At 72.6% G+C, this 22,655-nt stretch carries 19 protein-coding genes; 17 read left to right on the top strand and 2 right to left on the bottom strand.

Annotation, left to right across the window (positions count from 1 at the left end):
* The first annotated feature begins 43 nt into the window (after nucleotides 1–43).
* The 12 genes from uvrC (at nucleotide 44) to ABEA77_RS22460 (ending at nucleotide 13,833) form a co-directional block, all read left to right on the top strand.
* Nucleotides 44–2,233 (top strand): excinuclease ABC subunit UvrC, encoded by a 2,190-nt coding sequence (uvrC, locus tag ABEA77_RS22515; protein ID WP_345650547.1) that lies wholly within the window; start codon nucleotides 44–46, stop codon nucleotides 2,231–2,233.
* A complete protein-coding gene (rapZ, locus tag ABEA77_RS22510; protein WP_345650544.1) occupies nucleotides 2,226–3,224 on the top strand; it encodes an RNase adapter RapZ in 999 nt (332 codons plus the stop codon). Before uvrC ends, rapZ begins: the two co-directional genes overlap by 8 nt.
* Nucleotides 3,221–4,255: a gluconeogenesis factor YvcK family protein gene (locus ABEA77_RS22505; protein ID WP_345650541.1), complete on the top strand. Its 1,035-nt coding sequence runs from the start codon at nucleotides 3,221–3,223 to the stop codon at nucleotides 4,253–4,255. Before rapZ ends, ABEA77_RS22505 begins: the two co-directional genes overlap by 4 nt.
* Entirely contained in the window at nucleotides 4,246–5,235 is a 990-nt protein-coding gene (gene whiA, locus ABEA77_RS22500) for a DNA-binding protein WhiA (protein WP_345650538.1), read from the top strand. Before ABEA77_RS22505 ends, whiA begins: the two co-directional genes overlap by 10 nt.
* A gap of 650 nt (nucleotides 5,236–5,885) precedes the next feature.
* A complete protein-coding gene (gene gap / locus ABEA77_RS22495) occupies nucleotides 5,886–6,890 on the top strand; it encodes a type I glyceraldehyde-3-phosphate dehydrogenase (protein ID WP_345650535.1) in 1,005 nt (334 codons plus the stop codon).
* 93 nt (nucleotides 6,891–6,983) lie between these two features.
* On the top strand, nucleotides 6,984–8,195 hold the full coding sequence (locus tag ABEA77_RS22490; protein ID WP_345650533.1) for a phosphoglycerate kinase: 1,212 nt from the start codon (nucleotides 6,984–6,986) through the stop codon (nucleotides 8,193–8,195).
* 46 nt (nucleotides 8,196–8,241) lie between these two features.
* On the top strand, nucleotides 8,242–8,997 hold the full coding sequence (gene tpiA / locus ABEA77_RS22485; RefSeq protein WP_345650598.1) for a triose-phosphate isomerase: 756 nt from the start codon (nucleotides 8,242–8,244) through the stop codon (nucleotides 8,995–8,997).
* 164 nt (nucleotides 8,998–9,161) lie between these two features.
* Nucleotides 9,162–9,398 (top strand): preprotein translocase subunit SecG, encoded by a 237-nt coding sequence (gene secG, locus ABEA77_RS22480; protein WP_345650530.1) that lies wholly within the window; start codon nucleotides 9,162–9,164, stop codon nucleotides 9,396–9,398.
* Nucleotides 9,399–9,597: 199 nt separating this feature from the next.
* The gene (locus ABEA77_RS22475; RefSeq protein WP_079060169.1) at nucleotides 9,598–9,933 is read left to right on the top strand and encodes an RNA polymerase-binding protein RbpA; all 336 of its coding nucleotides are present in this window, start codon (nucleotides 9,598–9,600) and stop codon (nucleotides 9,931–9,933) included.
* Nucleotides 9,934–10,078: 145 nt separating this feature from the next.
* Nucleotides 10,079–11,734, top strand: coding sequence for a glucose-6-phosphate isomerase (gene pgi, locus ABEA77_RS22470; RefSeq protein WP_345650523.1), 1,656 nt, complete (start codon nucleotides 10,079–10,081; stop codon nucleotides 11,732–11,734).
* Between the two features lie 3 nt (nucleotides 11,735–11,737).
* A complete protein-coding gene (locus ABEA77_RS22465) occupies nucleotides 11,738–12,295 on the top strand; it encodes a PH domain-containing protein (RefSeq protein WP_345650520.1) in 558 nt (185 codons plus the stop codon).
* Nucleotides 12,292–13,833, top strand: coding sequence for a PH domain-containing protein (locus ABEA77_RS22460; protein ID WP_345650517.1), 1,542 nt, complete (start codon nucleotides 12,292–12,294; stop codon nucleotides 13,831–13,833). The genes ABEA77_RS22465 and ABEA77_RS22460 overlap by 4 nt, the downstream gene beginning before the upstream one ends.
* Before the next feature lie 46 nt (nucleotides 13,834–13,879).
* Here ABEA77_RS22460 and ABEA77_RS22455 read toward each other — a convergent pair whose 3' ends face one another.
* Both ABEA77_RS22455 and ABEA77_RS22450 read right to left on the bottom strand, forming a co-directional pair.
* On the bottom strand, nucleotides 13,880–14,215 hold the full coding sequence (locus tag ABEA77_RS22455) for a hypothetical protein (RefSeq protein WP_345650595.1): 336 nt from the start codon (nucleotides 14,213–14,215) through the stop codon (nucleotides 13,880–13,882).
* 602 nt (nucleotides 14,216–14,817) lie between these two features.
* Complete coding sequence (locus ABEA77_RS22450) at nucleotides 14,818–15,765, bottom strand: heme o synthase (protein ID WP_345650515.1); 948 nt, start codon at nucleotides 15,763–15,765, stop codon at nucleotides 14,818–14,820.
* Nucleotides 15,766–16,082: 317 nt separating this feature from the next.
* Between ABEA77_RS22450 and tkt the strand changes: the two genes are divergently transcribed.
* Genes tkt through pgl form a run of 5 tightly spaced genes read left to right on the top strand, consistent with a single transcriptional unit; the run spans nucleotide 16,083 to nucleotide 22,650 of the window.
* A complete protein-coding gene (tkt, locus tag ABEA77_RS22445; RefSeq protein WP_345650512.1) occupies nucleotides 16,083–18,170 on the top strand; it encodes a transketolase in 2,088 nt (695 codons plus the stop codon).
* A 34-nt stretch (nucleotides 18,171–18,204) separates the two neighbouring features.
* On the top strand, nucleotides 18,205–19,323 hold the full coding sequence (gene tal, locus ABEA77_RS22440; RefSeq protein ID WP_345650510.1) for a transaldolase: 1,119 nt from the start codon (nucleotides 18,205–18,207) through the stop codon (nucleotides 19,321–19,323).
* A 5-nt stretch (nucleotides 19,324–19,328) separates the two neighbouring features.
* Nucleotides 19,329–20,861, top strand: a complete 1,533-nt coding sequence (gene zwf / locus ABEA77_RS22435; protein ID WP_345650508.1) for a glucose-6-phosphate dehydrogenase — start codon at nucleotides 19,329–19,331, stop codon at nucleotides 20,859–20,861.
* Entirely contained in the window at nucleotides 20,858–21,868 is a 1,011-nt protein-coding gene (gene opcA, locus ABEA77_RS22430) for a glucose-6-phosphate dehydrogenase assembly protein OpcA (protein WP_345650506.1), read from the top strand. Before zwf ends, opcA begins: the two co-directional genes overlap by 4 nt.
* Entirely contained in the window at nucleotides 21,865–22,650 is a 786-nt protein-coding gene (pgl, locus tag ABEA77_RS22425; protein ID WP_345650504.1) for a 6-phosphogluconolactonase, read from the top strand. Before opcA ends, pgl begins: the two co-directional genes overlap by 4 nt.
* Nucleotides 22,651–22,655: the final 5 nt, after the last annotated feature.

Here is a 22,655-nt window from a genome sequence, read left to right as displayed (position 1 = left end):
GACCGTCCGCCTGACTGTCCGTCCCCGCCAGTAGGGTGGCCGTATGGCCGACCCCTCCAGCTACCGCCCCAAGCCGGGAGAGATCCCCGACTCGCCGGGGGTCTACAAGTTCCGCGACGAGCACCGCCGGGTGATCTACGTCGGCAAGGCCAAGAGCCTGCGCCAGCGCCTCGCCAACTACTTCCAGGACCTCTCCGGCCTCCACCCGCGCACGCGCACGATGGTCACCACCGCTGCGTCCGTGGAGTGGACGGTCGTGTCCACCGAGGTCGAGGCGCTCCAGCTGGAGTACTCCTGGATCAAGGAGTTCGACCCGCGGTTCAACGTCAAGTACCGCGACGACAAGAGCTATCCGTACCTCGCCGTCACGCTGAACGAGAAGTTCCCCCGCGTGCAGGTGATGCGCGGCGCCAAGCGCAAGGGCGTGCGCTACTTCGGCCCGTACGGCCACGCCTGGGCGATCCGCGAGACGGTCGACCTGATGCTCCGGGTGTTCCCCGTGCGGACCTGCTCCGCCGGGGTGTTCAGGAACGCCGAGCGCACGGGCCGCCCCTGCCTCCTCGGCTACATCGACAAGTGCTCCGCGCCCTGCGTCGGCCGGATCGAGCCGGAGGACCACCGCGAACTCGCCGAGGAGTTCTGCGACTTCATGGCCGGCCGCACCGGCGCTTACCTGCGCCGCCTGGAGCGGCGGATGGCCGAGGCCGCCGAGGAGATGGAGTACGAGAGGGCGGCGCGCCTGCGCGACGACATAGGGGCGCTGCGGCGCGCCATGGAGAAGAACGCGGTGGTGCTCGCCGACGCCACGGACGCCGACCTGATCGCCGTCGCCGAGGACGAGCTGGAGGCGGCCGTGCAGATCTTCCACGTGCGCGGCGGTCGCGTCCGCGGCCAGCGCGGCTGGGTCACGGACAAGGTCGAGGCCGTCGGCACGGGCGAGCTCGTCGAGCACGCGCTCCAGCAGCTGTACGGGGAGGAGAGCGGCGACGCCGTCCCCAAGGAGGTGCTCGTCCCCGCGCTGCCCGGCGACGACGAGGCGGCGACCGCCGCCGTCGCGCAGTGGCTGAGTGACCGGCGCGGCTCCCAGGTCTCCCTGCGCGTCCCGCAGCGCGGCGACAAGAAGGACCTGATGGCGACGGTCGCGCGCAACGCGCAGCAGGCCCTCGCCCTGCACAAGACCAAGCGGGCGAGCGACCTGACCACCCGCTCGCGCGCCCTGGAGGAGATCGCCGCCGCGCTCGGCCTGGACAGCGCGCCGCTGCGCATCGAGTGCTTCGACATCTCGCACTTCCAGGGCGACGACGTGGTGGCGTCGATGGTCGTCTTCGAGGACGGGCTCGCCCGCAAGAGCGAGTACCGCAGGTTCCAGATCAAGGGCTTCGCCGGGCAGGACGACGTCCGGTCCATGCACGAGGTCATCACCCGCCGCTTCCGCCGCTACCTCCAGGAGAAGGAGCGCACGGGGGAGTGGCCGGAGGGCCGCGACGAGGCGCAGGAGCCCGGCGAGGACGCGGCCCCCGCCCCGGTCCGTGTGATGGTCCGCGCGGAGGCCGCGAGGACCTTGGAGCCCGTACGCGGGGACGGCGCGCCCCCCGCGCCCGGACGGGACCCGGCACAGGACCGCGCAGGCGACGCGCTCGCCGGGCTCCAGGAGCTCCAGGACCTCAAAGACCTCCAGGACCTCAAGGACGACGACGGCAGGCCGAAGCGGTTCGCCTACCCGCCGCAGCTCCTCGTCGTCGACGGCGGACAGCCGCAGGTCGCCGCGGCCAAGCGGGCTTTGGACGAGCTGGGCGTCGACGACGTGGCCGTGTGCGGCCTCGCCAAGCGCCTGGAGGAGGTCTGGCTGCCGGGCGACGACGACCCGGTGGTGCTTCCGCGCTCAAGCGAGGGCCTCTACCTGCTCCAGCGGGTCCGCGACGAGGCGCACCGCTTCGCCATCACCTACCAGCGGCAGAAGCGGGCCAAGCGCATCAGGTCGGGCCCCCTCGACGACGTCCCCGGCCTCGGCGAGGCGAGGAAACAGATACTCGTCAGGCATTTCGGCTCGGTGAAGCGGCTCAGGCAGGCCACAATCGAGCAGATCTGCGAGGTGCCGGGCTTCGGCCGCAAGACCGCCGAGTCCGTGGTGGTGGCCCTCGCCAAGGCGGCCCCGGCCGCACCGGCCGTGAACACGGCCACCGGAGAGATCATGGAAGACGACGGGGACAGCGGGGACGGCGGGCATGACTGACGGCGACCGGGACGACCGGCACAGCGAGCACCAGCACGACGGAGCGGGACGGATGGGCACGGGCGGCGCCCCGCACAGGGGCGGCGCGGGCGCCGAGGGCGCCGGCCAGGAGGAGGCGGGACACGAGCCGGGCATCCCCGAGCTGGTGATCATCTCCGGCATGTCGGGGGCCGGCCGCAGCACCGCGGCCAAGTGCCTCGAGGACCTCGGCTGGTTCGTCGTGGACAACCTCCCGCCTGCGCTCATCCCGACCATGGTCGAGCTCGGCGCGCGCTCCCAGGGCAACGTGGCGCGGATCGCCGTCGTGGTCGACGTGCGCGGCCGGCGCTTCTTCGACAACCTCCGCGAGTCGCTGGCCGACCTGGAGGCCAAGGGCGTCACGCGCAGGATCGTCTTCCTGGAGTCGTCCGACGAGGCGCTGGTCCGCCGCTTCGAGTCGGTGCGGCGCCCGCACCCGCTCCAGGGCGACGGCAGGACCCTCGACGGCATCGTCGCCGAGCGCGACCTGCTGCGGGAGCTGCGCGGCGACGCCGACCTGGTGATCGACACCTCCAGCCTCAACGTGCACGAGCTGCGCGCCAAGCTCGACGCCGGGTTCGCGGGCGAGGAGGAGCCCGAACTGCGGGCCACGGTCATGTCGTTCGGCTACAAGTACGGCCTGCCCGTCGACGCCGACCTGGTCGCGGACTGCCGCTTCCTGCCGAACCCGCACTGGGTACCGGAGCTGCGCCCCTACACCGGGCTCAACGAGGAGGTCGCCGGCTACGTCTTCAGCCAGCCGGGCGCCAAGGAGTTCCTCGACCGCTACACCGAACTCCTCGAACTGGTCGCCTCCGGCTACCGCCGCGAGGGCAAGCGGTACGTGACCATCGCCATCGGCTGTACGGGCGGCAAGCACCGCTCCGTCGCCATGTCGGAGCGCCTCGCCGCGCGCCTCGCCGACGCGGGCATCGAGACGGTCACCGTCCACCGCGACCTGGGGCGCGAGTGACCGGCCGTACGTTCAGGCTGCGCAGGCTGCGCACCGGCACGCCCGCCCTGTCGACGCGCGGACGGGGCGCGCAGCCCAAGGTCGTCGCGCTCGGCGGCGGCCACGGGCTGTCCGCCTCACTCACCTCGCTGCGCCGCATCACCGGCGACCTCACCGCCGTCGTCACCGTCGCGGACGACGGCGGATCGAGCGGTCGCCTGCGCGAGGAACTCGGCGTGCTGCCCCCCGGCGACCTGCGCAAGGCGCTCGCCGCGCTGTGCGGCGACGACGAGTGGGGCCAGACCTGGTCGCACGTCATCCAGCACCGCTTCGCGTCCCAGGGCGACCTGCACGACCACGCCGTGGGCAACCTCCTGATCGTCGCGCTGTGGGAGCAGCTCGGCGACCACGTCAAGGCCCTCGACCTGGTCGGCAAGCTCCTTGGCGCGCACGGCAGGGTGCTGCCGATGTCCGCCGTGCCGCTCGAACTCCAGGCGCTGGTGCGGGGCCACGACCCGGCGCGGCCCGACGAGATCGAGACCGTGCGCGGTCAGGCGACGGTCGCGCTCACCCGCGGCGAGGTCCAGTCGGTCCACCTGGTCCCCGCGGATCCGCCCGCCGTGCCGGAGGCCGTCCAGGCGGTGATGGACGCCGACTGGGTGGTTCTCGGACCCGGCTCCTGGTTCTCCTCGGTGATACCCCACCTCCTCGTCCCCGAACTGCTGACGGCCCTGGTGGAGACCAGGGCGCGACGGGTCCTCTCGCTCAATCTCGCCCCCCAGCCCGGCGAAACGGAGGGGTTCTCACCGCAGCGTCATTTGGAGGTTTTGGCGCGACACGCCCCTAAACTCGCCCTGGACGTGGTGCTGGCCGACAGGGCCGCCGTGCCCGACAGTGACTCCCTCGCCGATGCCGCGAAACGCTTCGGTGCCGCCGTCGAGCTGGCCCCGGTGGCCGCGCGCGACAGCTCCGCGAAGCACGACCCGGAGCTGCTGGCCGCCGCGTACGACCGAATTTTTCGCATGCATGGAAGGATCGGCCCATGGCGATGACGCCAGCGGTGAAGGACGAGATCGCCCGGCTCCCCGTCACCCGGACGTGCTGCAGGAAGGCCGAGGTGTCGGCGATCCTGCGGTTCGCGGGCGGTCTGCACCTGGTCAGCGGCCGCATCGTGATCGAGGCGGAGCTCGACACCAGCATCGCCGCGCGGCGCCTGCGCAAGGACATCCTGGAGATCTTCGGGCACAACTCCGAGCTGGTCGTGATGGCCCCCGGCGGGTTGCGGCGCGGCAGCCGCTACGTCGTTCGGGTGATCACGGGCGGTGACCAGCTGGCCCGGCAGACCGGTCTCGTGGACGGCAGGGGCCGGCCCATCAGGGGCCTGCCGCCGCAGGTCGTCTCGGGGGCGACCTGCGACGCGGAGGCCGCCTGGCGCGGCGCGTTCCTCGCGCACGGCTCGCTCACCGAGCCCGGCAGGTCCTCCTCCCTGGAGGTGACCTGCCCCGGCCCGGAGGCAGCCCTCGCCCTGGTCGGCGCGGCGCGCAGGCTCCAGATCCCGGCGAAGGCCCGCGAGGTCCGGGGCGTCGACCGGGTGGTCGTACGGGACGGGGACGCGATCGGCGCCCTGCTGACGCGGCTCGGGGCGCACGAGTCGGTGCTCGCGTGGGAGGAGCGCCGGATGCGCCGCGAGGTGCGCGCCACGGCCAACCGCCTCGCCAACTTCGACGACGCCAACCTCCGCCGCTCCGCGCGGGCCGCCGTCGCGGCCGGCGCCCGGGTGCAGCGGGCGCTGGAGATCCTCGGCGAGGAGGTGCCCGAGCACCTCGCCGCGGCAGGACGGCTGCGGATGGACCACAAGCAGGCGTCCCTGGAGGAGCTGGGCGCGCTCGCCGACCCGCCGCTCACCAAGGACGCGGTGGCCGGCCGTATCCGCCGGCTGCTGGCCATGGCCGACAAGCGCGCGCAGGACCTGGGCATCCCGGGCACGGAGTCGACGCTGAGCGACGAGATGGCGGACGGCCTGGCCGTCTGAGCGCCGCGGCCGGGCCGCCTCCGGCCACCGGAGTGCGGGGCCGCGCCCCTCGCAGGGCGCGGCGCGGGGTCGTACGTCGTGCCAGGCACCGGGACGCGCGCCCGGCCGAGCGCCCGGCCCACCCGGCACTCTCCCCGGCTCGGGCGCCCGAGCCGGGGCGGTCGCCCCGGCGCCCTCGCGGCCTCGGGCGTCCGAGTACGCCCGCCCGGCGCCCCTGTGCCGTCCCGGCCCCCGGCGGCCGGCCGCGCCCGGCCGCGCTCGGGCCGTCCGGCGCCGCCCCGGCTCCGGGCAGTCGGCCCGGGTGCGCCCGCCGCGCGCATCACATAGGCCAGCCGGTCGGCAGGACCCGCGGGGCCCCGGGCGCGCCCGGCCGCGCGGTCCGGGGCCCGTGGCGGACTCGCCGGGGCCGGTCGCGGCTGGTCCTGCGTCCGCGCGCGGAGCCGGTCGGCGGGGCCGGGAACGGCGCAGGAGGCCCGCCGGATTTCCGCCCATCGGGCCGCGTTCGCGCGCAGGTGAGCGGCCCCGCCGCAGGCCCCCCTCTGATGTCACGGCCCGGGACCGGGGGCGGTAGGGTCGTAGGTGGTCGGGGACATCCCATACAGCTCGCCGGGCGTCGCGACGCACGGCGTACCAACGAGGAGATCGGTTTCGTGACGATCCGCGTAGGCATCAACGGCTTCGGCCGCATCGGGCGTAACTACTTCCGCGCGTTGCTGGAGCAGGGTGCGGACATCGAGATCGTGGCTGTCAACGACCTGGGTGACACCGCGACCACGGCCCACCTGCTGAAGTACGACACCATCCTGGGCCGCCTCAAGGCCGAGGTGACCCACACCGCCGACACCATCACCGTCGACGGCCACACCATCAAGGTCCTCTCCGAGCGCAACCCGGCCGACATCCCCTGGGGCGAGCTGGGCGTCGACATCGTCATCGAGTCGACCGGCATCTTCACGAAGAAGGCCGACGCCGAGAAGCACGTCGCGGGCGGCGCGAAGAAGGTCCTCATCTCGGCTCCGGCCACGGACGAGGACATCACCATCGTGCTGGGCGTCAACGAGGACAAGTACGACCCCGCGAAGCACACCATCATCTCCAACGCCTCCTGCACCACCAACTGTGTGGCGCCGATGGCGAAGGTCATGCTGGAGAACTTCGGCATCGTGTCCGGCCTGATGACCACGGTCCACGCCTACACGAGCGACCAGCGCCTCCAGGACTTCCCGCACCGCGACCTGCGCCGTGCCCGCGCCGCGGCCGAGAACATCATCCCGGCGAGCACCGGCGCGGCCAAGGCCCTCGGCCTGGTCATCCCGGAGCTGGCAGGCAAGCTCAACGGCATGGCGATGCGGGTGCCCGTCCCGACGGGCTCCGTCACCGACCTGGTCGTCGAGACCGAGCGCGCGGTGACCAAGGACGAGGTCAACGCCGCGTTCCAGAAGGCCGCAGAGGGCCAGCTCAAGGCCTACCTCTCGTACACCGAGGACCCGATCGTCTCCTCGGACATCGTCAACTGGCCCGCCTCCTGCACCTTCGACTCCTCCCTGACGATGGTTCAGGGCAAGAGCGTGAAGATCATCGGTTGGTACGACAATGAGTGGGGCTACTCCAACCGCCTCGTGGACCTCACCGCCTTCGTCGGCAACCAGCTCTGATCCGTACGGCACGAGCCCAGGGCCCGGCCCGCGCAGCGTCGCGGAGCACGGGCCCTGTGGCCTGTCGGCAGCCCTGAGGAGACCAGGAGACCCATGAGGACGATCGAAGAACTTCTGGCGGACGGCGTACGCGGCAGGCGCGTCTTCGTGCGCGCCGACCTGAACGTGCCCCTGTCCGGCACCGCCATCACCGACGACGGCCGCATCCGGGCCGTCGAGCCGACGGTCGCCCGCCTCGCGGAGGCCGGCGCGCGCGTGATCGTCGCCTCGCACCTCGGCCGCCCCAAGGGCGCGCCCGACCCCGCCTTCTCGCTGGCGCCCGCCGCCGCCCGCCTCGGCGAACTCCTCGGCAAGGACGTGGCGTTCGCGACCGACACGGTCGGCGATTCCGCCCGGGGGACCGTGGCGGACCTCAAGGACGGCCAGGTGGCCGTGCTGGAGAACCTGCGCTTCAACCCCGGCGAGACCGCGAAGGACGACGCCGAGCGCGGCGCCTTCGCCGACCGGCTCGCCGCCCTCGCGGACCTGTACGTCGGCGACGGCTTCGGCGCCGTGCACCGCAAGCACGCCTCCGTCTACGACCTGCCGGCCCGCCTCCCGCACGCCGCGGGCTTCCTCATCGCCACCGAGGTCGGTGTCCTGAAGAAGCTCACCGAGGACGTCGCGCGCCCCTACGCCGTCGTGCTCGGCGGCGCCAAGGTCTCCGACAAGCTCGGCGTCATCGACCACCTCCTGGAGAAGGCCGACCGCATCCTCATCGGCGGCGGCATGGCCTTCACCTTCCTCAAGGCCCAGGGCCACGAGGTCGGTTCCTCGCTGCTCCAGGAGGACCAGATCCCCGCGGTGCGGGAGTACCTCAAGCGGGCCGACGAGCGCGGCGTGGAGTTCGTGCTCCCCGTCGACCTGAAGGTCGCCGCCGAGTTCCCCGACCTGAAGACCAAGGCGCCCGCCCACCCCGAGACCGTGCGCGCCGACGCCATGCCCGCGGGGAAGATGGGCCTCGACAACGGCCCGGAGACCTGCGCGCTCTACGCGTCGAAGCTCGCCGACGCGGCCACGGTCTTCTGGAACGGGCCGATGGGCGTCTTCGAACACCCGGACTACGCCGAGGGCACCAGGGCCGTGGCCCAGGGCCTGCTCGACTCCTCCGCCTTCACCGTCGTCGGCGGCGGCGACTCCGCGGCCGCCGTGCGGACGCTGGGCTTCGACGAGTCGGCGTTCGGCCACATCTCGACCGGCGGCGGCGCCAGCCTCGAATACCTCGAAGGCAAGACGCTCCCCGGCCTCGCCGCACTGGAGGACTGACCTTCCCATGACCGCAACACCCGAGAGCACCGGCCGCACCCCGCTGATGGCGGGCAACTGGAAGATGAACCTCAACCACCTGGAGGCCATCAGCCAGGTGCAGAAGCTGGCCTTCGGCCTGAACGACAAGGACTTCGCGGCCGTCGAGGTCGCCGTCCTGCCGCCGTTCACCGACCTGAGGTCCGTCCAGACCCTGATCGACGGCGACAAGCTCAAGATCAAGTACGGCGCGCAGGACATCTCCGCGCACGACTCGGGCGCGTACACGGGCGAGATCTCCGGCCCGATGCTCGCCAAGCTGAAGTGCTCGTACGTCGTCGTCGGCCACTCGGAGCGGCGCCAGTACCACGGCGAGACCGACGAGCTGTGCAACGCCAAGGTCAAGGCCGCCTACCGGCACGGCCTCACCCCGATCCTGTGCGTCGGCGAGCCCGAGTCCGTGCGCGAGGCGGGCGGCCACGTCGCCCACACCCTCGCCCAGGTCGAGGGCGGCCTGAGGGACGTCACGGCCGAGCAGGCCGAGACGCTCGTCATCGCCTACGAGCCGGTCTGGGCCATCGGCACCGGCAAGACCTGCGGCGCCGACGACGCCCAGGAGGTGTGCGGCGCCATCCGCGGCAAGATCGCGGAGCTGTACGCGCAGGATGTCGCGGACAAGGTGCGCATCCAGTACGGCGGCTCGGTCAAGTCGGGCAACGTCGCCGGGATCATGGCGCAGCCCGACATCGACGGCGCCCTCGTCGGCGGCGCCTCGCTGGACACGGACGAGTACGTCAAGATCGTGCGCTTCCGCGACCAGTGAGTGTGCCGTAGTACGGATTCGTCGTACCCTTGCGGGGGCCGGCCCCGGACGCGAACGTCCGGCGGCGGGCCCCCGCAGTGCGCGGCGGGCGGTGCGACCGCCCGGGCCGCCGCACGTCCTGTCCGTCCTGTCCGATCCGCTTGTCCGAGGAAGTTGGTTCAGCCGTGGTTCTGGGGTTCTCGATCGCCCTCATCGTCTTCAGCCTGCTGCTGATGCTGCTGGTGCTGATGCACAAGGGCAAGGGCGGCGGCCTCTCCGACATGTTCGGTGGCGGCATGCAGTCCTCCGTGGGCGGCTCCTCGGTCGCGGAGCGCAACCTCGACCGGATCACGGTCGTCGTCGCCCTCCTGTGGGTGGCGTGCATCGTGGTGCTCGGCCTGGTGATCAAGCTCAAGGGCTGAGCGCGCGCGGGTACCGCCCTGCCCGGCGCGGCCTATCATGAGGGTCCGCGCCCGGCGCGAGGGGCAGCAACTCCCTTGACTGGACGCGTGTTCGGCGCTCTCTAGACTGGGGCGCCCAGGGGCGCCCGGCCGTCGGGGAGCCCGGCAGCGCAGCTGCCGTTCGATGCTTTGCGGCACCATCACGCAGGGAGTTACGACCGTGGCAAGTGGCAACGCGATCCGGGGCAGCCGGGTCGGAGCGGGGCCGATGGGCGAGGCCGAGCGCGGCGAGTCCGCGCCCCGCCTGCGCATCTCCTTCTGGTGCTCCAACGGGCATGAGACCCAGCCGAGCTTCGCCAGCGACGCGCAGGTCCCCGAGACGTGGGACTGCCCCCGCTGCGGCTTCCCGGCCGGACAGGACCAGGACAACCCGCCGGACCCGCCGCGCACCGAGCCCTACAAGACGCACCTCGCGTACGTGCGGGAGCGGCGCAGCGACGCGGACGGCGAGGCGATCCTCGCCGAGGCGCTCGCGAAGCTGCGCGGCGAGATCTGACGCGGAGGACCGGCCGGGACACCCCAGGGGTGCCCGGCCGGACGGGTCCGTGCCCGCCGGCCCCTCGGCCGTCCGCCTGATCAATTAGGTTGGAAGCCGAACAGGGGCACGCATCGAGGCACGAGAAGAAGTGGGCTGATCCGACATGAACGCTTACGGGGCTCGCACCAGGCTGGACAAGCTGCCCGAGTGGGCCGCGCTCGCCAAGCACCGCGAACAGTTCGGCGACACGCACCTGCGGGAGCTGTTCGACTCGCGCCCCGCGCGGGGCACCGAGTACACGGCGCGGGTCGGCGACCTCCGCGTGGACTACTCGAAGCACCTGGTGACGGACGAGACGCTGGCGCTGCTGCGGGACCTCGCGAAGGCCACGGGCGTCGCGGAGCTGCGGGACGCCATGTTCCGCGGCGAGAAGATCAACACCACCGAGGACCGCGCCGTCCTGCACGTCGCGCTGCGCGCCCCGCGCGACGCGGTCATCGAGGTCGACGGGGAGAACGTCGTACCGGCCGTGCACGCGGTCCTCGACAAGATGTCCGACTTCGCCGGGCGGGTGCGCTCCGGCGCGTGGACCGGGCACACCGGCAGGCCCATCAAGAACGTCGTCAACATCGGCATCGGCGGCTCCGACCTCGGCCCCGCCATGGCCTACGAGGTCCTGCGCACCTTCACCCGCCGCGACCTCACCGTCCGCTTCGTCTCCAACGTCGACGGCGCCGACCTGTACGAGGCGGTGCGCGACCTCGACGCGGCCGAGACGCTGTTCATCATCGCGTCCAAGACGTTCACGACGATCGAGACCATCACCAACGCGACCTCCGCGCGCCAGTGGCTCCTCGGCGAGCTGGGCGCGGGGCAGGAGGCGGTGGCCAAGCACTTCGTGGCGCTGTCCACCAACGCGGGCAAGGTCGCCGACTTCGGCATCGACACGGACAACATGTTCGAGTTCTGGGACTGGGTCGGCGGCCGCTACTCGTACGACTCGGCCATCGGGCTCTCCCTGATGATCGCGATCGGCCCCGACCGCTTCCGCGAGATGCTCGACGGCTTCCACACCGTCGACGAGCACTTCCGCACCGCGCCGCCCGAGTCCAACGTGCCGCTGCTGCTCGGCCTGCTGGGCGTCTGGTACGGCTCGTTCTTCGACGCCCAGACCCACGCGGTCCTGCCGTACAGCCACTACCTGTCGAAGTTCACCGCCTACCTCCAGCAGCTGGAGATGGAGTCCAACGGCAAGTCCGTGGACCGTCAGGGCAAGCCCGTCGACTGGCAGACGGGCCCCGTCGTGTGGGGCACCCCGGGCACCAACGGGCAGCACGCGTACTACCAGTTGATCCACCAGGGCACCAAGGTCATCCCGGCGGACTTCATCGGCTTCGCCCGCCCCTGCGCGGACCTGCCGGCCCCCCTCGCCGCGCAGCACGACCTGCTGATGGCCAACTTCTTCGCGCAGACCCAGGCGCTCGCCTTCGGCAAGACGCCCGACGAGGTGCGCGCGGAGGGCGTCGCCGGGGAACTCGTGCCGCACAAGACCTTCCGCGGCAACCACCCGACGACGACCGTCCTCGCGCCCGACCTGACGCCCTCGGTGCTCGGCCAGCTGATCGCGCTGTACGAGCACAAGGTCTTCGTGCAGGGCGCCGTCTGGAACATCGACTCCTTCGACCAGTGGGGCGTCGAGCTCGGCAAGGTGCTCGCCAAGAACATCGAGCCCGTCCTCACCGGCGAGAAGTCCGCCGAGGGGCTCGACTCCTCGACGACCGGGCTCGTCGCCCTCTACCGCTCGCTGCGCGGCCGCTGACCGATGACGACGGGGGCGCAGGCGGCCGGGTCCGCGCACACGGCGCCGCACCAGGGGCCCGGCGGTCCCGCCGCGCAGTACCGGCTGCGGCCGCCCAGCAGGGCGCTCGACCCGCGCGCCGTCGCCTGGTGGCGCACCCAGTGGCTGCTGGCCGCGGCGGGCCCGGCCGCGCTGCTCGCCCTCCTCGGCGCGCTCGTCGGGCCCGCGCGGGGGCAGCTGCTCACGGCCGCGGTCGCCGTCGCGGCCGCGGGCCTCGCCTGCGCGGCCACGCTGCCGCGCTGGTGGTACCGGGTGCACCGGTGGGAGGTCACCGACGACGCGGTCTACGTGCGCTCCGGGTTCCTCTGGCAGGAGTGGCGGGTCGCGCCGATGTCCCGCATCCAGACCGTGGACACCGTGCGCGGCCCCCTGGAACAGCTGTTCCGCCTGTCGACCGTCACGGTGACCACGGCGTCCGCGAAGGGGGCCGTGCACATCAGGGGCCTCGACCGGGACACGGCCGCGGGCCTGGCCGAGCGCCTCACCCGCATCACCCAGGAGACCCCGGGCGACGCCACATGAAGGCCGACGCGGCGGAGGCGGACGGGCGGACCGCGCCGCCGGGCCCCGGGAGGGCCGCGCGGTGGCGGCGCCTCGACCCGCGGACGTACATCGTCACGGCACTGGTCCTCGCCGGTGTCGTCGTCACCGCGGGCGTGCCCGCCGGGCTCGGCGTCACGGCCGCCCTCGGCGTGGCACACGCCACGCTGTGGACGGTGGCGGGCGCCGTGCTCGTCACCGCGCTCGGCACCGGCGTCGACTACGTGCGCTGGCGCCGCACCGGCTACCGCGTCGGCCCCGAGCGCGCCGAGCTCCGTCAGGGCCTGCTGCTGGTGAAGCGCCGCTCGCTGCCGCTGGAGCGCATCCGGACCGTCGACCTCACCGCCAACCCGCTGCTGCGGGTGTTCGGCCTGGTCACCGTACGGATCGGCACCGGCGAGCACGCCCGCGACGGCGCCCTCGAACTGGAGTCGGTGGCCCGCGCCGAGGGCGAGCGGCTGCGGCGGGAGCTCCTCGCGCACCCCCCGGCGCCGCAGGCGCCGCCGCCCGACGAGGGCACGCTCGGCTCGATACGGCCCGCCTGGGTGCTGTACGCGCCCGTCTCGTTCCTCTCCCCGCTGCTCGCCGGCGCCTCCGCGGGCGGCCTGCTCCAGATCAGCGACTGGTTCGGGGCGCAGCGCGACGTGATCGGACTGGTGGCGCGCTGCTTCCGGCACGCGCCGCTCGGGTGGGCCGTCGCGGGCTCGGCGGGGGCCGCGCTGGCCGCAGGGGCGGTCGGCGCGCTCGGCGTGTGGACCGAGATGTGGTGGAACCACCGCCTTGAGCGCGAGCCGGGCGGCACGCTGCGGGTGCGGCGCGGCCTGTTCACCGCGCGGTCGGTCTCCGTCGAGGAGCGGCGGCTGCGGGGTGTCGAAGTGGTGGAGCCGCTCGGCGTACGGCTGCTCCGCGCCGCGCGGGTCGACGCGGTCGCGACGGGGCTCGTGCACAAGGAGGCCCGGGAGAGGCACGTCGACCACCGCAACCTGCTGCCCGCCGCGCCGCGCGCCGTCGCCCATCAGGTCGCCGCGCGGGTGCTCAGGGAACCGGTGCCGCCCACGGCCGCCCCGCTGGCCGCGCACCCGGCGGCGGCCGGGGGCAGGCGGCTGCGCCGGGCGCTGGCCGCGGCGCTCGTGCCGGTCGGCCTCGCCGTCGTGCTCGGCCCCTGGTGGGCGGCGGTGTGCGTGGCGACCGTCGCGCTGCCCGTGGCGGCGGCGCTGGCCCGGAGCGCGTACCGGGCCCTGGGACACCGCCTGAGCGGCCCCTACCTGGTGGCACGCTCCGGCGCGGTCCGCAGGTCCACGGTGGCGCTGCAGCGCTCGGGGGTGATCGGCTGGACCGTACGGCAGTCGTACGTCCAGCGCAGGGCCGGGCTCGTCACGCTCACCGCGACCACGGCGGCGGGCCGGGGCCGCTACCGCGTGCCGGACGCCGCGGAGTCCGAGGCGCTGGCCTTCGCGGAGGAGGCCGTACCCGGCCTGCTGGCCCCGTTCCTCACGCCGTGGCCGCCGCACGGTCCCTGACGGGCGTCGCCCCTCGGGGAGGGCAGCAGGCGGGCGGTGCCCGGTTTCAGGCCGCGCCGCGCCCGCCGAGCTGGATGCCCGCCATCCGCTTCCACTCGTACGGGCCCGTGACGACCTTCGCGGCGAGCTCGCCGTCGAAGGACTCCCGCAGTTCGAGCCCCGCCTGCCCGGCCGCCCTGCGGGCGACCTCGTCGGACGGCGCCACGAGGTCGCCCCAGCCGCCGTCCGCGCCGACCAGCACGATGCGGGTGCCCCGCCTGCCGAGGTACGCGACCTGGCCCTCGGCGCCGCCGTGCCGCGCCGCGAACGCGCCGATCCGTCTGGCGAGCCGTGCCGCGCTCCGCGCAGCCCGCGCCGCCCGCCGCCGCTCCGCGGGATCCACGCCGGCCCCGCCCTCGGCCCGCGCGCCGGACTCGCCCGTGGGCGCGCCCTTCCCGTCCCCGCCCTCGGCCTTGGCGGCCGGCTCCGCTTCCGGGGCCGCGGCCCTCGACGTGGTCTTCTCGGCCGCAGCCTCAGCCTTGGCGGCGGGCTTCTCCGCCGCGCCCCCGGCCTTCGCGGCGGGCCCAGCCCCGGCCTCCGGGGTGGCCGCCGCCGCGTCCGCCTCCGGCGCGGGCTTCGCGTCCGCGGCCTCGGCCCGTGCGGCGGGCTCCGGCTCGGACTCGGCCCGCGGGGCGGTCTCGCGCGTGGTCGCGGGCCTGTCGGCCGCAGCCTCCGTCTTCGCGGCGGACCCAGCCCCAGGCTCCTCGGTGGCCGCCGCCGCGTCCGCCTTCGGCGCCGCCGCCGGTGCGGACGTGGACGTCGCCTCCGCTGCGGGCGGCCCCGCCGGCTTCGTGTCCCCGGGCGTACCGGCGTCTTCGGCGTCCGTGGCGCCCTTGTCTTCGCTCTCTGCCATGTGCGAAGGCTACCCACGGGTAGCGGGTACGGCGACGCCCCGGGCGCGTGGTGTGGGCCACGCGATCACCGGGGCGCCGGGGAGCGTACGGGTCAGCGCAGGAACGGGTCCACGGCCACCGCGACGAACAGCAGCGACACGTAGGTGATGGACCAGTGGAACAGGCGCATCTCCTTGAGCTTCGCGCCCGTCACGCCCGCGTTGGCGCGCGCCCTGAGGCGGTGCGCCTCCATGAGCCACCACGCGCCGGACAGCGCCGCGACCGCCGTGTAGAACCAGCCCGTGTACCCGAGCGGGGTGAGCGTCAGCGAGACCAGGACCATGACCCAGCTGTAGACCACGACCTGCTTGGCGACCGCCTTGTTCGTGGCGATGGCGGGCAGCATCGGCACGCCCACCCGCTCGTAGTCGTCGCGCACGCGCATCATCAGGACCCAGGTGTGCGGCGGCGTCCAGAAGAAGATGACGACGAAGAGGACGACCGCGGCCCATGACATCGAGTCCGTCACGGCGGACCAGCCGATGAGCACCGGCATGCAGCCCGCGATGCCGCCCCAGACCACGTTCTGTGACGTACGGCGCTTGAGGCCGAGGGTGTAGACGAAGACGTAGAAAAGCAGCGCGCCGAGCGCCATCGCCGCCGACAGCCAGTTGACCAGCAGACCGAACCAGAGCGTCGAGACCGCCGCGAGTGCGATGCCGAATACGAGCGCCTCGCGCGGCGAGACCATTCCGGTCACGATGGGCCGCTGGGACGTCCGGTCCATCAGAGCGTCGATATCACGGTCGATATACATGTTCAGCGCGTTGGCGCCGCCCGCGGAGAGGTAACCGCCGAGGCAGGTCGCGAGCACCAGCCACAGATCGGGCACGCCCCCGGCCGCGAGGAACATCACCGGCACGGTGGTGATCAGCAGCAGCTCGATGATCCGCGGCTTCGTCAGCTCCACGAATGCCCTGACGCGGGCTCCGAACGGCCGTTGGGCCCTCGGGCTCGACGTCGCGGCGACCCCTGCGGGTCGGGACTCGACGGCCGTCACGTACACCCCTGACAGAGAAATCCCAGCAAGTCCCGGGCGTCGTGAAGCCCCGGTGAAGCCTTGCGCGTACCACGCCACTCTAGACGTTGCCCAGATGCCGTCCCCCGCGGGGGTCGCTCGTGTTGGGGGTGCTCAAAGGCGCGGCGAACGGCTCATCGGGAGGCGGACTTCCGGCCGAGACCGCACCCTGGGAATGCACGGGAAATACAGGGGAAATGCGTGCGCGGTCGGCCACGGGCGCAAGGGTAGGCTCGACACCGATCCGGTGCGCCCGCAGGACACCGGCCGCGACATGTGGAGAGGAGCCCTGACTCAGGGTGAGCACCAAGCCGACCACCACAGACCTCAAGTGGACAGAGCTGGACCAGAGGGCGGTCGACACCGCCCGAGTCCTGGCAGCGGATGCCGTGCAGAAGGTCGGCAACGGCCATCCCGGTACGGCGATGAGCCTGGCCCCCGCCGCGTACACCCTCTTCCAGAAGGTGATGCGGCACGACCCCGCCGACGCCGACTGGACGGGCCGCGACCGGTTCGTGCTGTCCGCCGGGCATTCGTCCCTGACCCTCTACATCCAGCTCTACCTGGCCGGCTTCGGCCTTGAGCTGGACGACCTGAAGGCCCTGCGGACCTGGGGCTCCAAGACGCCGGGGCACCCGGAGTACGGCCACACCACCGGTGTCGAGACGACGACGGGCCCCCTCGGCCAGGGCGTCGCCAACGCCGTCGGCATGGCCATGGCCTCCCGGTACGAGCGCGGCCTCTTCGACCCGGACGCAGAGCAGGGCACCTCCCCGTTCGACCACTACATCTACGCGATCGCGGGCGACGGCTGCCTCGAAGAGGGCATCTCGGCCGAGGCGTCCTCCCTCGCGGGCCATCAGAAGCTCGGCAACCTGATCCTGCTGTGGGACGACAACCACATCTCGATCGAGGGCGACACCGAGGTCGCGATCAGCGAGGACACCGTCAAGCGGTACGAGGCGTACGGCTGGCACGTCCAGCGCGTCCAGCCGAAGGCGGACGGCGACCTCGACCCGCACGCGCTGTACGCGGCGATCCAGGAGGCCAAGGCCGTCACCGACCGGCCGTCCTTCATCGCGATGCGTTCGATCATCGCCTGGCCCGCCCCGCACGCGCAGAACACCGAGGCCGCGCACGGCTCGGCGCTCGGCGCCGACGAGGTCGCCGCGACCAAGCGCGTCCTCGGCTTCGACCCCGAGCAGAGCTTCGCCGTCGCCGACGAGGTCGTCGCGCACACCCGCAAGGCCCTCGACCGGGGCCGCGAGGCGCGGGCCGAGTGGGAGAAGTCGTTCGCCGCCTGGCGCACCGCCAACCCCGAGCACGCGGCGACCTTCGACCGGGTCGCGTCCGGCACCCTCCCCGAGGGCTGGGAGGACGCGCTGCCCGTCTTCGAGACCGGCACGTCCCTCGCCACCCGCGCCGCGTCCGGCAAGATCCTGCAGGCGCTCGGCCCGATCGTGCCCGAGCTGTGGGGCGGCTCCGCCGACCTCGCGGGCTCGAACAACACGACGTTCGACAAGAACTCGTCGTTCCTCCCGGTCGGCAACCCGCTGCCGGAGGCGGACCAGTACGGCCGCACGATCCACTTCGGCATCCGCGAGCACGCCATGGCCGCGGCGATGAACGGCATCACCCTGCACGGCAACACCCGTGTGTACGGCGGTACGTTCCTCATCTTCTCGGACTACATGCGCAACTCCGTGCGCCTGTCCGCGCTGATGCACCTGCCGGTCACGTACGTGTGGACGCACGACTCCATCGGCCTCGGCGAGGACGGCCCCACGCACCAGCCGGTCGAGCAGCTGGCCTCGCTGCGCGCGATCCCCGGCCTGAACATCGTCCGCCCCGCCGACCCGAACGAGACGGTCATCGCGTGGCGCGAGATCCTGCGCCGCTACACCAAGGAGTACGGCAAGGGCCACCCGCACGGCCTCGCGCTCACCCGCCAGGGCGTGCCGACCTACGCGCCGAACGAGGACGCGGCCCGCGGCGGCTACGTGCTCGCGGAGGCCGAGGGCGGCGCGCCGCAGGTCGTGCTGATCGCCACCGGATCCGAGGTGCAGCTCGCCGTCGCGGCCCGCGAGCAGCTCCAGTCCGAGGGGGTCGCCACGCGCGTCGTGTCGATGCCGTCGGTCGAGTGGTTCGAGGAGCAGGACCAGGGGTACCGGGAGTCCGTGCTGCCGCCGTCCGTGAAGGCGCGGGTCGCGGTCGAGGCCGGTGTCGGCCTGACCTGGTACCGGTACGTGGGCGACGCGGGCCGGGTCGTCTCGCTTGAGCACTTCGGCGCCTCCGCGGACGGCAAGGTCCTCTTCCGCGAGTTCGGCTTCACGCCCGAGGCCGTGGCCGCCGCGGCGCGGGAATCTCTGGCCGCCGCCGCACGCTGACGCCTGTACACGACAAGTAGGAGATGCAACCGACATGACAGACGCACTGAAGCGCCTCTCCGACGAAGGCGTAGCGATCTGGCTGGACGACCTGTCGCGCAAGCGGATCACCTCGGGCAACCTCGCCGAGCTGATCGACGAGCAGCACGTGGTGGGCGTCACGACGAACCCGTCGATCTTCCAGAAGGCGATCTCCCAGGGCGACGGGTACGACACCCAGCTCACCGAGCTCGCGGCCCGCAGGGTGACCGTCGAGGAAGCCATCCGGATGATCACCACGGCCGACGTCCGCGACGCCGCGGACATCCTGCGCCCGACGTTCGACGCGACGGGCGGCCAGGACGGCCGGGTCTCCATCGAGGTGGACCCGCGTCTCGCGCACAACACGCTGGCGACGATCGCCGAGGCCAAGCAGCTCGCCTGGCTGGTGGACCGGCCGAACACGCTGATCAAGATCCCGGCGACCGAGGCGGGCCTGCCTGCGATCACCGAGACCATCGCCCGCGGCATCAGCGTCAACGTGACCCTGATCTTCTCGCTCGAGCGCTACCGCAAGGTCATGGACGCCTACCTGACCGGCCTTGAGAAGGCCAAGGCGGCCGGCCTCGACCTCTCGACGATCTACTCCGTGGCGTCGTTCTTCGTCTCCCGCGTCGACACCGAGATCGACAAGCGCCTCGACGCGCTCGGCACGGACGAGGCCAAGGCGGCCCGCGGCAAGGCCGCCGTCGCCAACGCCCGGCTGGCCTACGAGGCGTACGAGGAGGTCTTCAGCAGCGACCGCTGGGCCGCCCTCGACCGCGAGCGGGCCAACAAGCAGCGTCCGCTGTGGGCCTCCACGGGCGTCAAGGACAAGGCGTACAAGGACACCATGTACGTCGACGACCTGGTCGCGCCGAACACGGTGAACACCATGCCAGAGGCGACCCTCGAAGCGGTCGGCGACCACGGCGGCGTCACCGGTGACACCGTCCGCGGCACCTACGACCAGGCCCGTGCCGACCTGGCCGCCGTGGAGAAGCTGGGGATCTCCTACGACGAGGTCGTCCGGCTGCTTGAGGAAGAGGGCGTCGAGAAGTTCGAGGCGTCCTGGACGGACCTGCTCAAGTCGACCGAGGCGGAGCTCAAGCGCCTCGCCCCCTCGGAGGGCTGATCCCCTTGACCGCAACACACGGAGCCAACCCGCTCCGTGACGCCGCGGACCGGAGGCTCCCGCGCATCGCGGGGCCTTCGGGCCTGGTCATCTTCGGTGTCACGGGGGACCTGTCCCGCAAGAAGCTGATGCCGGCCGTCTACGACCTGGCCAACCGCGGCCTGCTGCCGCCCGGCTTCTCGCTCATCGGCTTCGCCCGCCGCGACTGGGAGGACGAGGACTTCGCCCAGGTCGTCCACGACGCCGTCAAGGAGCACGCGCGCACGTCGTTCCGCGAGGAGGTCTGGCAGCAGCTGAGCCAGGGCATGCGGTTCGTGCAGGGCACCTTCGACGACGACGAGGCGTTCAACACGCTGAAGTCGACCATCGACGACCTCGACAAGTCCCAGGGCACGGGCGGCAACTTCGCCTTCTACCTGTCGGTGCCGCCGAAGTTCTTCCCCAAGGTCGTGCAGCAGCTCAAGAAGCACGGGCTCGCCGACCAGAAGGAGGGCTCCTGGCGCCGCGCCGTCATCGAGAAGCCCTTCGGCCACGACCTCAAGTCCGCGAAGGAGCTCAACGCGGTCGTCCACGAGGTCTTCCCGCCGAACGAGGTCTTCAGGATCGACCACTACCTCGGCAAGGAGACCGTCCAGAACATCCTGGCGCTCCGCTTCGCCAACACCCTCTTCGAGCCGATCTGGAACCGCTCGTACGTCGACCACGTGCAGATCACCATGGCCGAGGACATCGGCATCGGCGGCCGTGCCGGCTACTACGACGGCATCGGCGCCGCCCGCGACGTCATCCAGAACCACCTGCTCCAGCTGATGGCGCTGACCGCGATGGAGGAGCCCGCCTCCTTCGACGCGGACGCGCTGGTCGCGGAGAAGACCAAGGTCCTCGGCGCCGTGCGGCTGCCGAAGGACCTGGCGGCCGACACCGTGCGCGGCCAGTACGCCGCGGGCTGGCAGGGCGGCGAGCGTGCCGTCGGCTACCTCGAAGAGGACGGCATCGACCCCAAGTCGAAGACCGACACCTACGCGGCGGTCAAGCTGGAGATCGAGAACCGGCGCTGGGCGGGTGTGCCCTTCTACCTGCGCACCGGCAAGCGCCTCGGCCGCCGCGTCACCGAGATCGCGGTCGTCTTCCAGCGTGCCCCGCACTCGCCCTTCGACCACACCGCCACCGACGAGCTGGGGCAGAACGCCCTGGTCATCCGGGTCCAGCCGGACGAAGGCGTGACCATGCGCTTCGGCTCGAAGGTCCCCGGCACCTCCATGGAGGTACGGGACGTCTCGATGGACTTCCAGTACGGCGAGTCCTTCACGGAGTCGAGCCCCGAGGCGTACGAGCGGCTCATCCTCGACGTGCTGCTCGGCGACGCCAACCTCTTCCCCCGCACGGAGGAGGTCGAGCTGTCCTGGAAGATCCTCGACCCGATCGAGGACTTCTGGGACAAGCACGGCAGGCCCGCCCAGTACGAGTCCGGGACCTGGGGCCCCGCCGAGGCGGACGAAATGCTCGCACGAGACGGACGGAGCTGGCGGCGGCCATGAAGATCGACCTCACGGACACCACGTCCAGCAAGATCAACAAGGCGCTGGTGCAGGGCCGCAGGGCCATCGGGTCACCGTCGGTCGGCATGGTCCTCACCCTCGTCGTCGTCACCGACGAGGAGAACGCGTACGACGCCCTCAAGGCGGCGAGCGACGCCTCACGCGAGCACCCCTCGCGGATGCTCGTCGTCGTCAAGCGCCCCTCGCGCTCCCCGCGCGACCGCGCCAACGCGCGCCTCGACGCCGAGGTGCGGGTCGGCGAGGACGCCGGCATCGGCGAGACGGTCGTCCTGCGGCTGTACGGCGAGGTCATCGACCACGCCCAGTCGGTGGTGCTGCCGCTGCTGCTGCCCGACGCGCCCGTCGTCGCCTGGTGGCCCGTCGACGCGCCGGCCAACCCGGCCAAGGACCCGCTGGGCGCGCTCGCCCAGCGCCGCGTCACGGACTCGTTCGCCGCGCAGAACCCGGTCGAGGAGCTCAAGAAGCGCGCCTCCGTCTACACGCCGGGCGACACCGACCTCGCCTGGAGCAGGATCACCCCCTGGCGCTCCATGCTCGCCGCCGCACTCGACCAGGTGACCTGCAAGGTCAGCTCCGTCGAGGTGGAGGGTGAGCAGGACAACCCGAGCTGCGAGCTGCTCGCCATGTGGCTCGCCGACCGCCTCGGCGTGCCGGTCAGGCGCGCGGTCTCCAAGGGACCGGGCCTCACCGCCGTCCGGATGGAGACGACCTGCGGCCCGGTCGCCATCGACCGCGCGGACGGCTCCCTCGCCACGCTCTCCATCGAGGGCCAGCCCGACCGCGCCGTCGCGCTCAACCGCCGCGACACGGCCGAGCTGATCGCGGAGGAGCTGCGCAGGCTCGATCCCGACGACACCTACGCGGCGACGCTGCGCTTCGGCGTGGACCGGCTGCGGGAGGCCTCGGCTGACGCGGGCCAGGGGAAGGACGGCGCGGCCCCGGCACCCGTGAAGAAGACGGCGGCCAGGAAGGCGGCGTCGAAGTGAGCACCACGCCCCAGCTCGTCGTCCACCGCGACAAGGAGCTGATGGCGTGCGCCACCGCCGCGCGGCTGATCACGAAGATCGTGGACGCGCAGGCCTCGCGCGGCTCCGCCTCGATCGTCCTGACCGGCGGCCGCAACGGCAACGGCCTGCTGGCCGCGCTCGCGTCGTCCCCGGCGCGTGACGCGGTCGACTGGGCCCGCCTCGACCTGTGGTGGGGCGACGAGCGCTTCCTCCCCGAGGGCGACGGCGAGCGCAACGCCACCCAGGCGCGTGCGGCGCTGCTCGACAGCGTGCCGCTCGACCCGAAGCGGGTGCACGCGATGCCCGCCTCGGACGGCCCCTACGGCAGCGACATCGAGGCGGCGGCCGCCGCCTACGCCGCCGAGCTGGCCGCGGCCGCGCGCCCCGAGGACCACGCGAAGGTCCCCTCCTTCGACGTCCTGATGCTGGGGGTGGGCCCCGACACGCATGTCGCGTCCCTCTTCCCCGAGCTGCCGGGCGTACGGGAGAAGGAGCGCACGGTCGTCGCGGTGCACGGCGCGCCCAAGCCGCCGCCGCTGCGGATCTCCTTCACGCTGCCCGCGATCAGGGCCGCGCACGAGGTGTGGCTGCTGGCAGCGGGCGAGGACAAGGCGGAGGCGGCGGAGATCGCGCTCTCCGGTGCGGGGGAGCTCCAGGCGCCCGCGGCGGGCGCCACCGGCCGCTCCCGCACGCTCTGGCTGATGGACGAGGCGGCGGCGTCGAAGCTGCCCCGCGCGCTCTACCCGCCGGCGTCGCCCTGACGCCC

The sequence above is a fragment of the Streptomyces tremellae genome, assembly GCF_039540215.1.
GTDB lineage: Bacteria > Actinomycetota > Actinomycetes > Streptomycetales > Streptomycetaceae > Streptomyces > Streptomyces tremellae.
This window is presented reverse-complemented; position numbering and strand designations above follow the sequence as displayed.

What these genes read in the sequence shown, in the direction of transcription:
- opcA (WP_345650506.1), top strand. Translation starts at nt 20,858, where the DNA reads ATGAAGATCGACCTCACGGACACCACGTCCAGCAAGATCAACAAGGCG.
- ABEA77_RS22465 (WP_345650520.1), top strand. Translation starts at nt 11,738, where the DNA reads ATGACGACGGGGGCGCAGGCGGCCGGGTCCGCGCACACGGCGCCGCAC.
- ABEA77_RS22490 (WP_345650533.1), top strand. Translation starts at nt 6,984, where the DNA reads ATGAGGACGATCGAAGAACTTCTGGCGGACGGCGTACGCGGCAGGCGC.
- tpiA (WP_345650598.1), top strand. Translation starts at nt 8,242, where the DNA reads ATGGCGGGCAACTGGAAGATGAACCTCAACCACCTGGAGGCCATCAGC.
- uvrC (WP_345650547.1), top strand. Translation starts at nt 44, where the DNA reads ATGGCCGACCCCTCCAGCTACCGCCCCAAGCCGGGAGAGATCCCCGAC.
- whiA (WP_345650538.1), top strand. Translation starts at nt 4,246, where the DNA reads ATGGCGATGACGCCAGCGGTGAAGGACGAGATCGCCCGGCTCCCCGTC.
- ABEA77_RS22460 (WP_345650517.1), top strand. Translation starts at nt 12,292, where the DNA reads ATGAAGGCCGACGCGGCGGAGGCGGACGGGCGGACCGCGCCGCCGGGC.
- tal (WP_345650510.1), top strand. Translation starts at nt 18,205, where the DNA reads ATGACAGACGCACTGAAGCGCCTCTCCGACGAAGGCGTAGCGATCTGG.
- pgi (WP_345650523.1), top strand. Translation starts at nt 10,079, where the DNA reads ATGAACGCTTACGGGGCTCGCACCAGGCTGGACAAGCTGCCCGAGTGG.
- rapZ (WP_345650544.1), top strand. Translation starts at nt 2,226, where the DNA reads ATGACTGACGGCGACCGGGACGACCGGCACAGCGAGCACCAGCACGAC.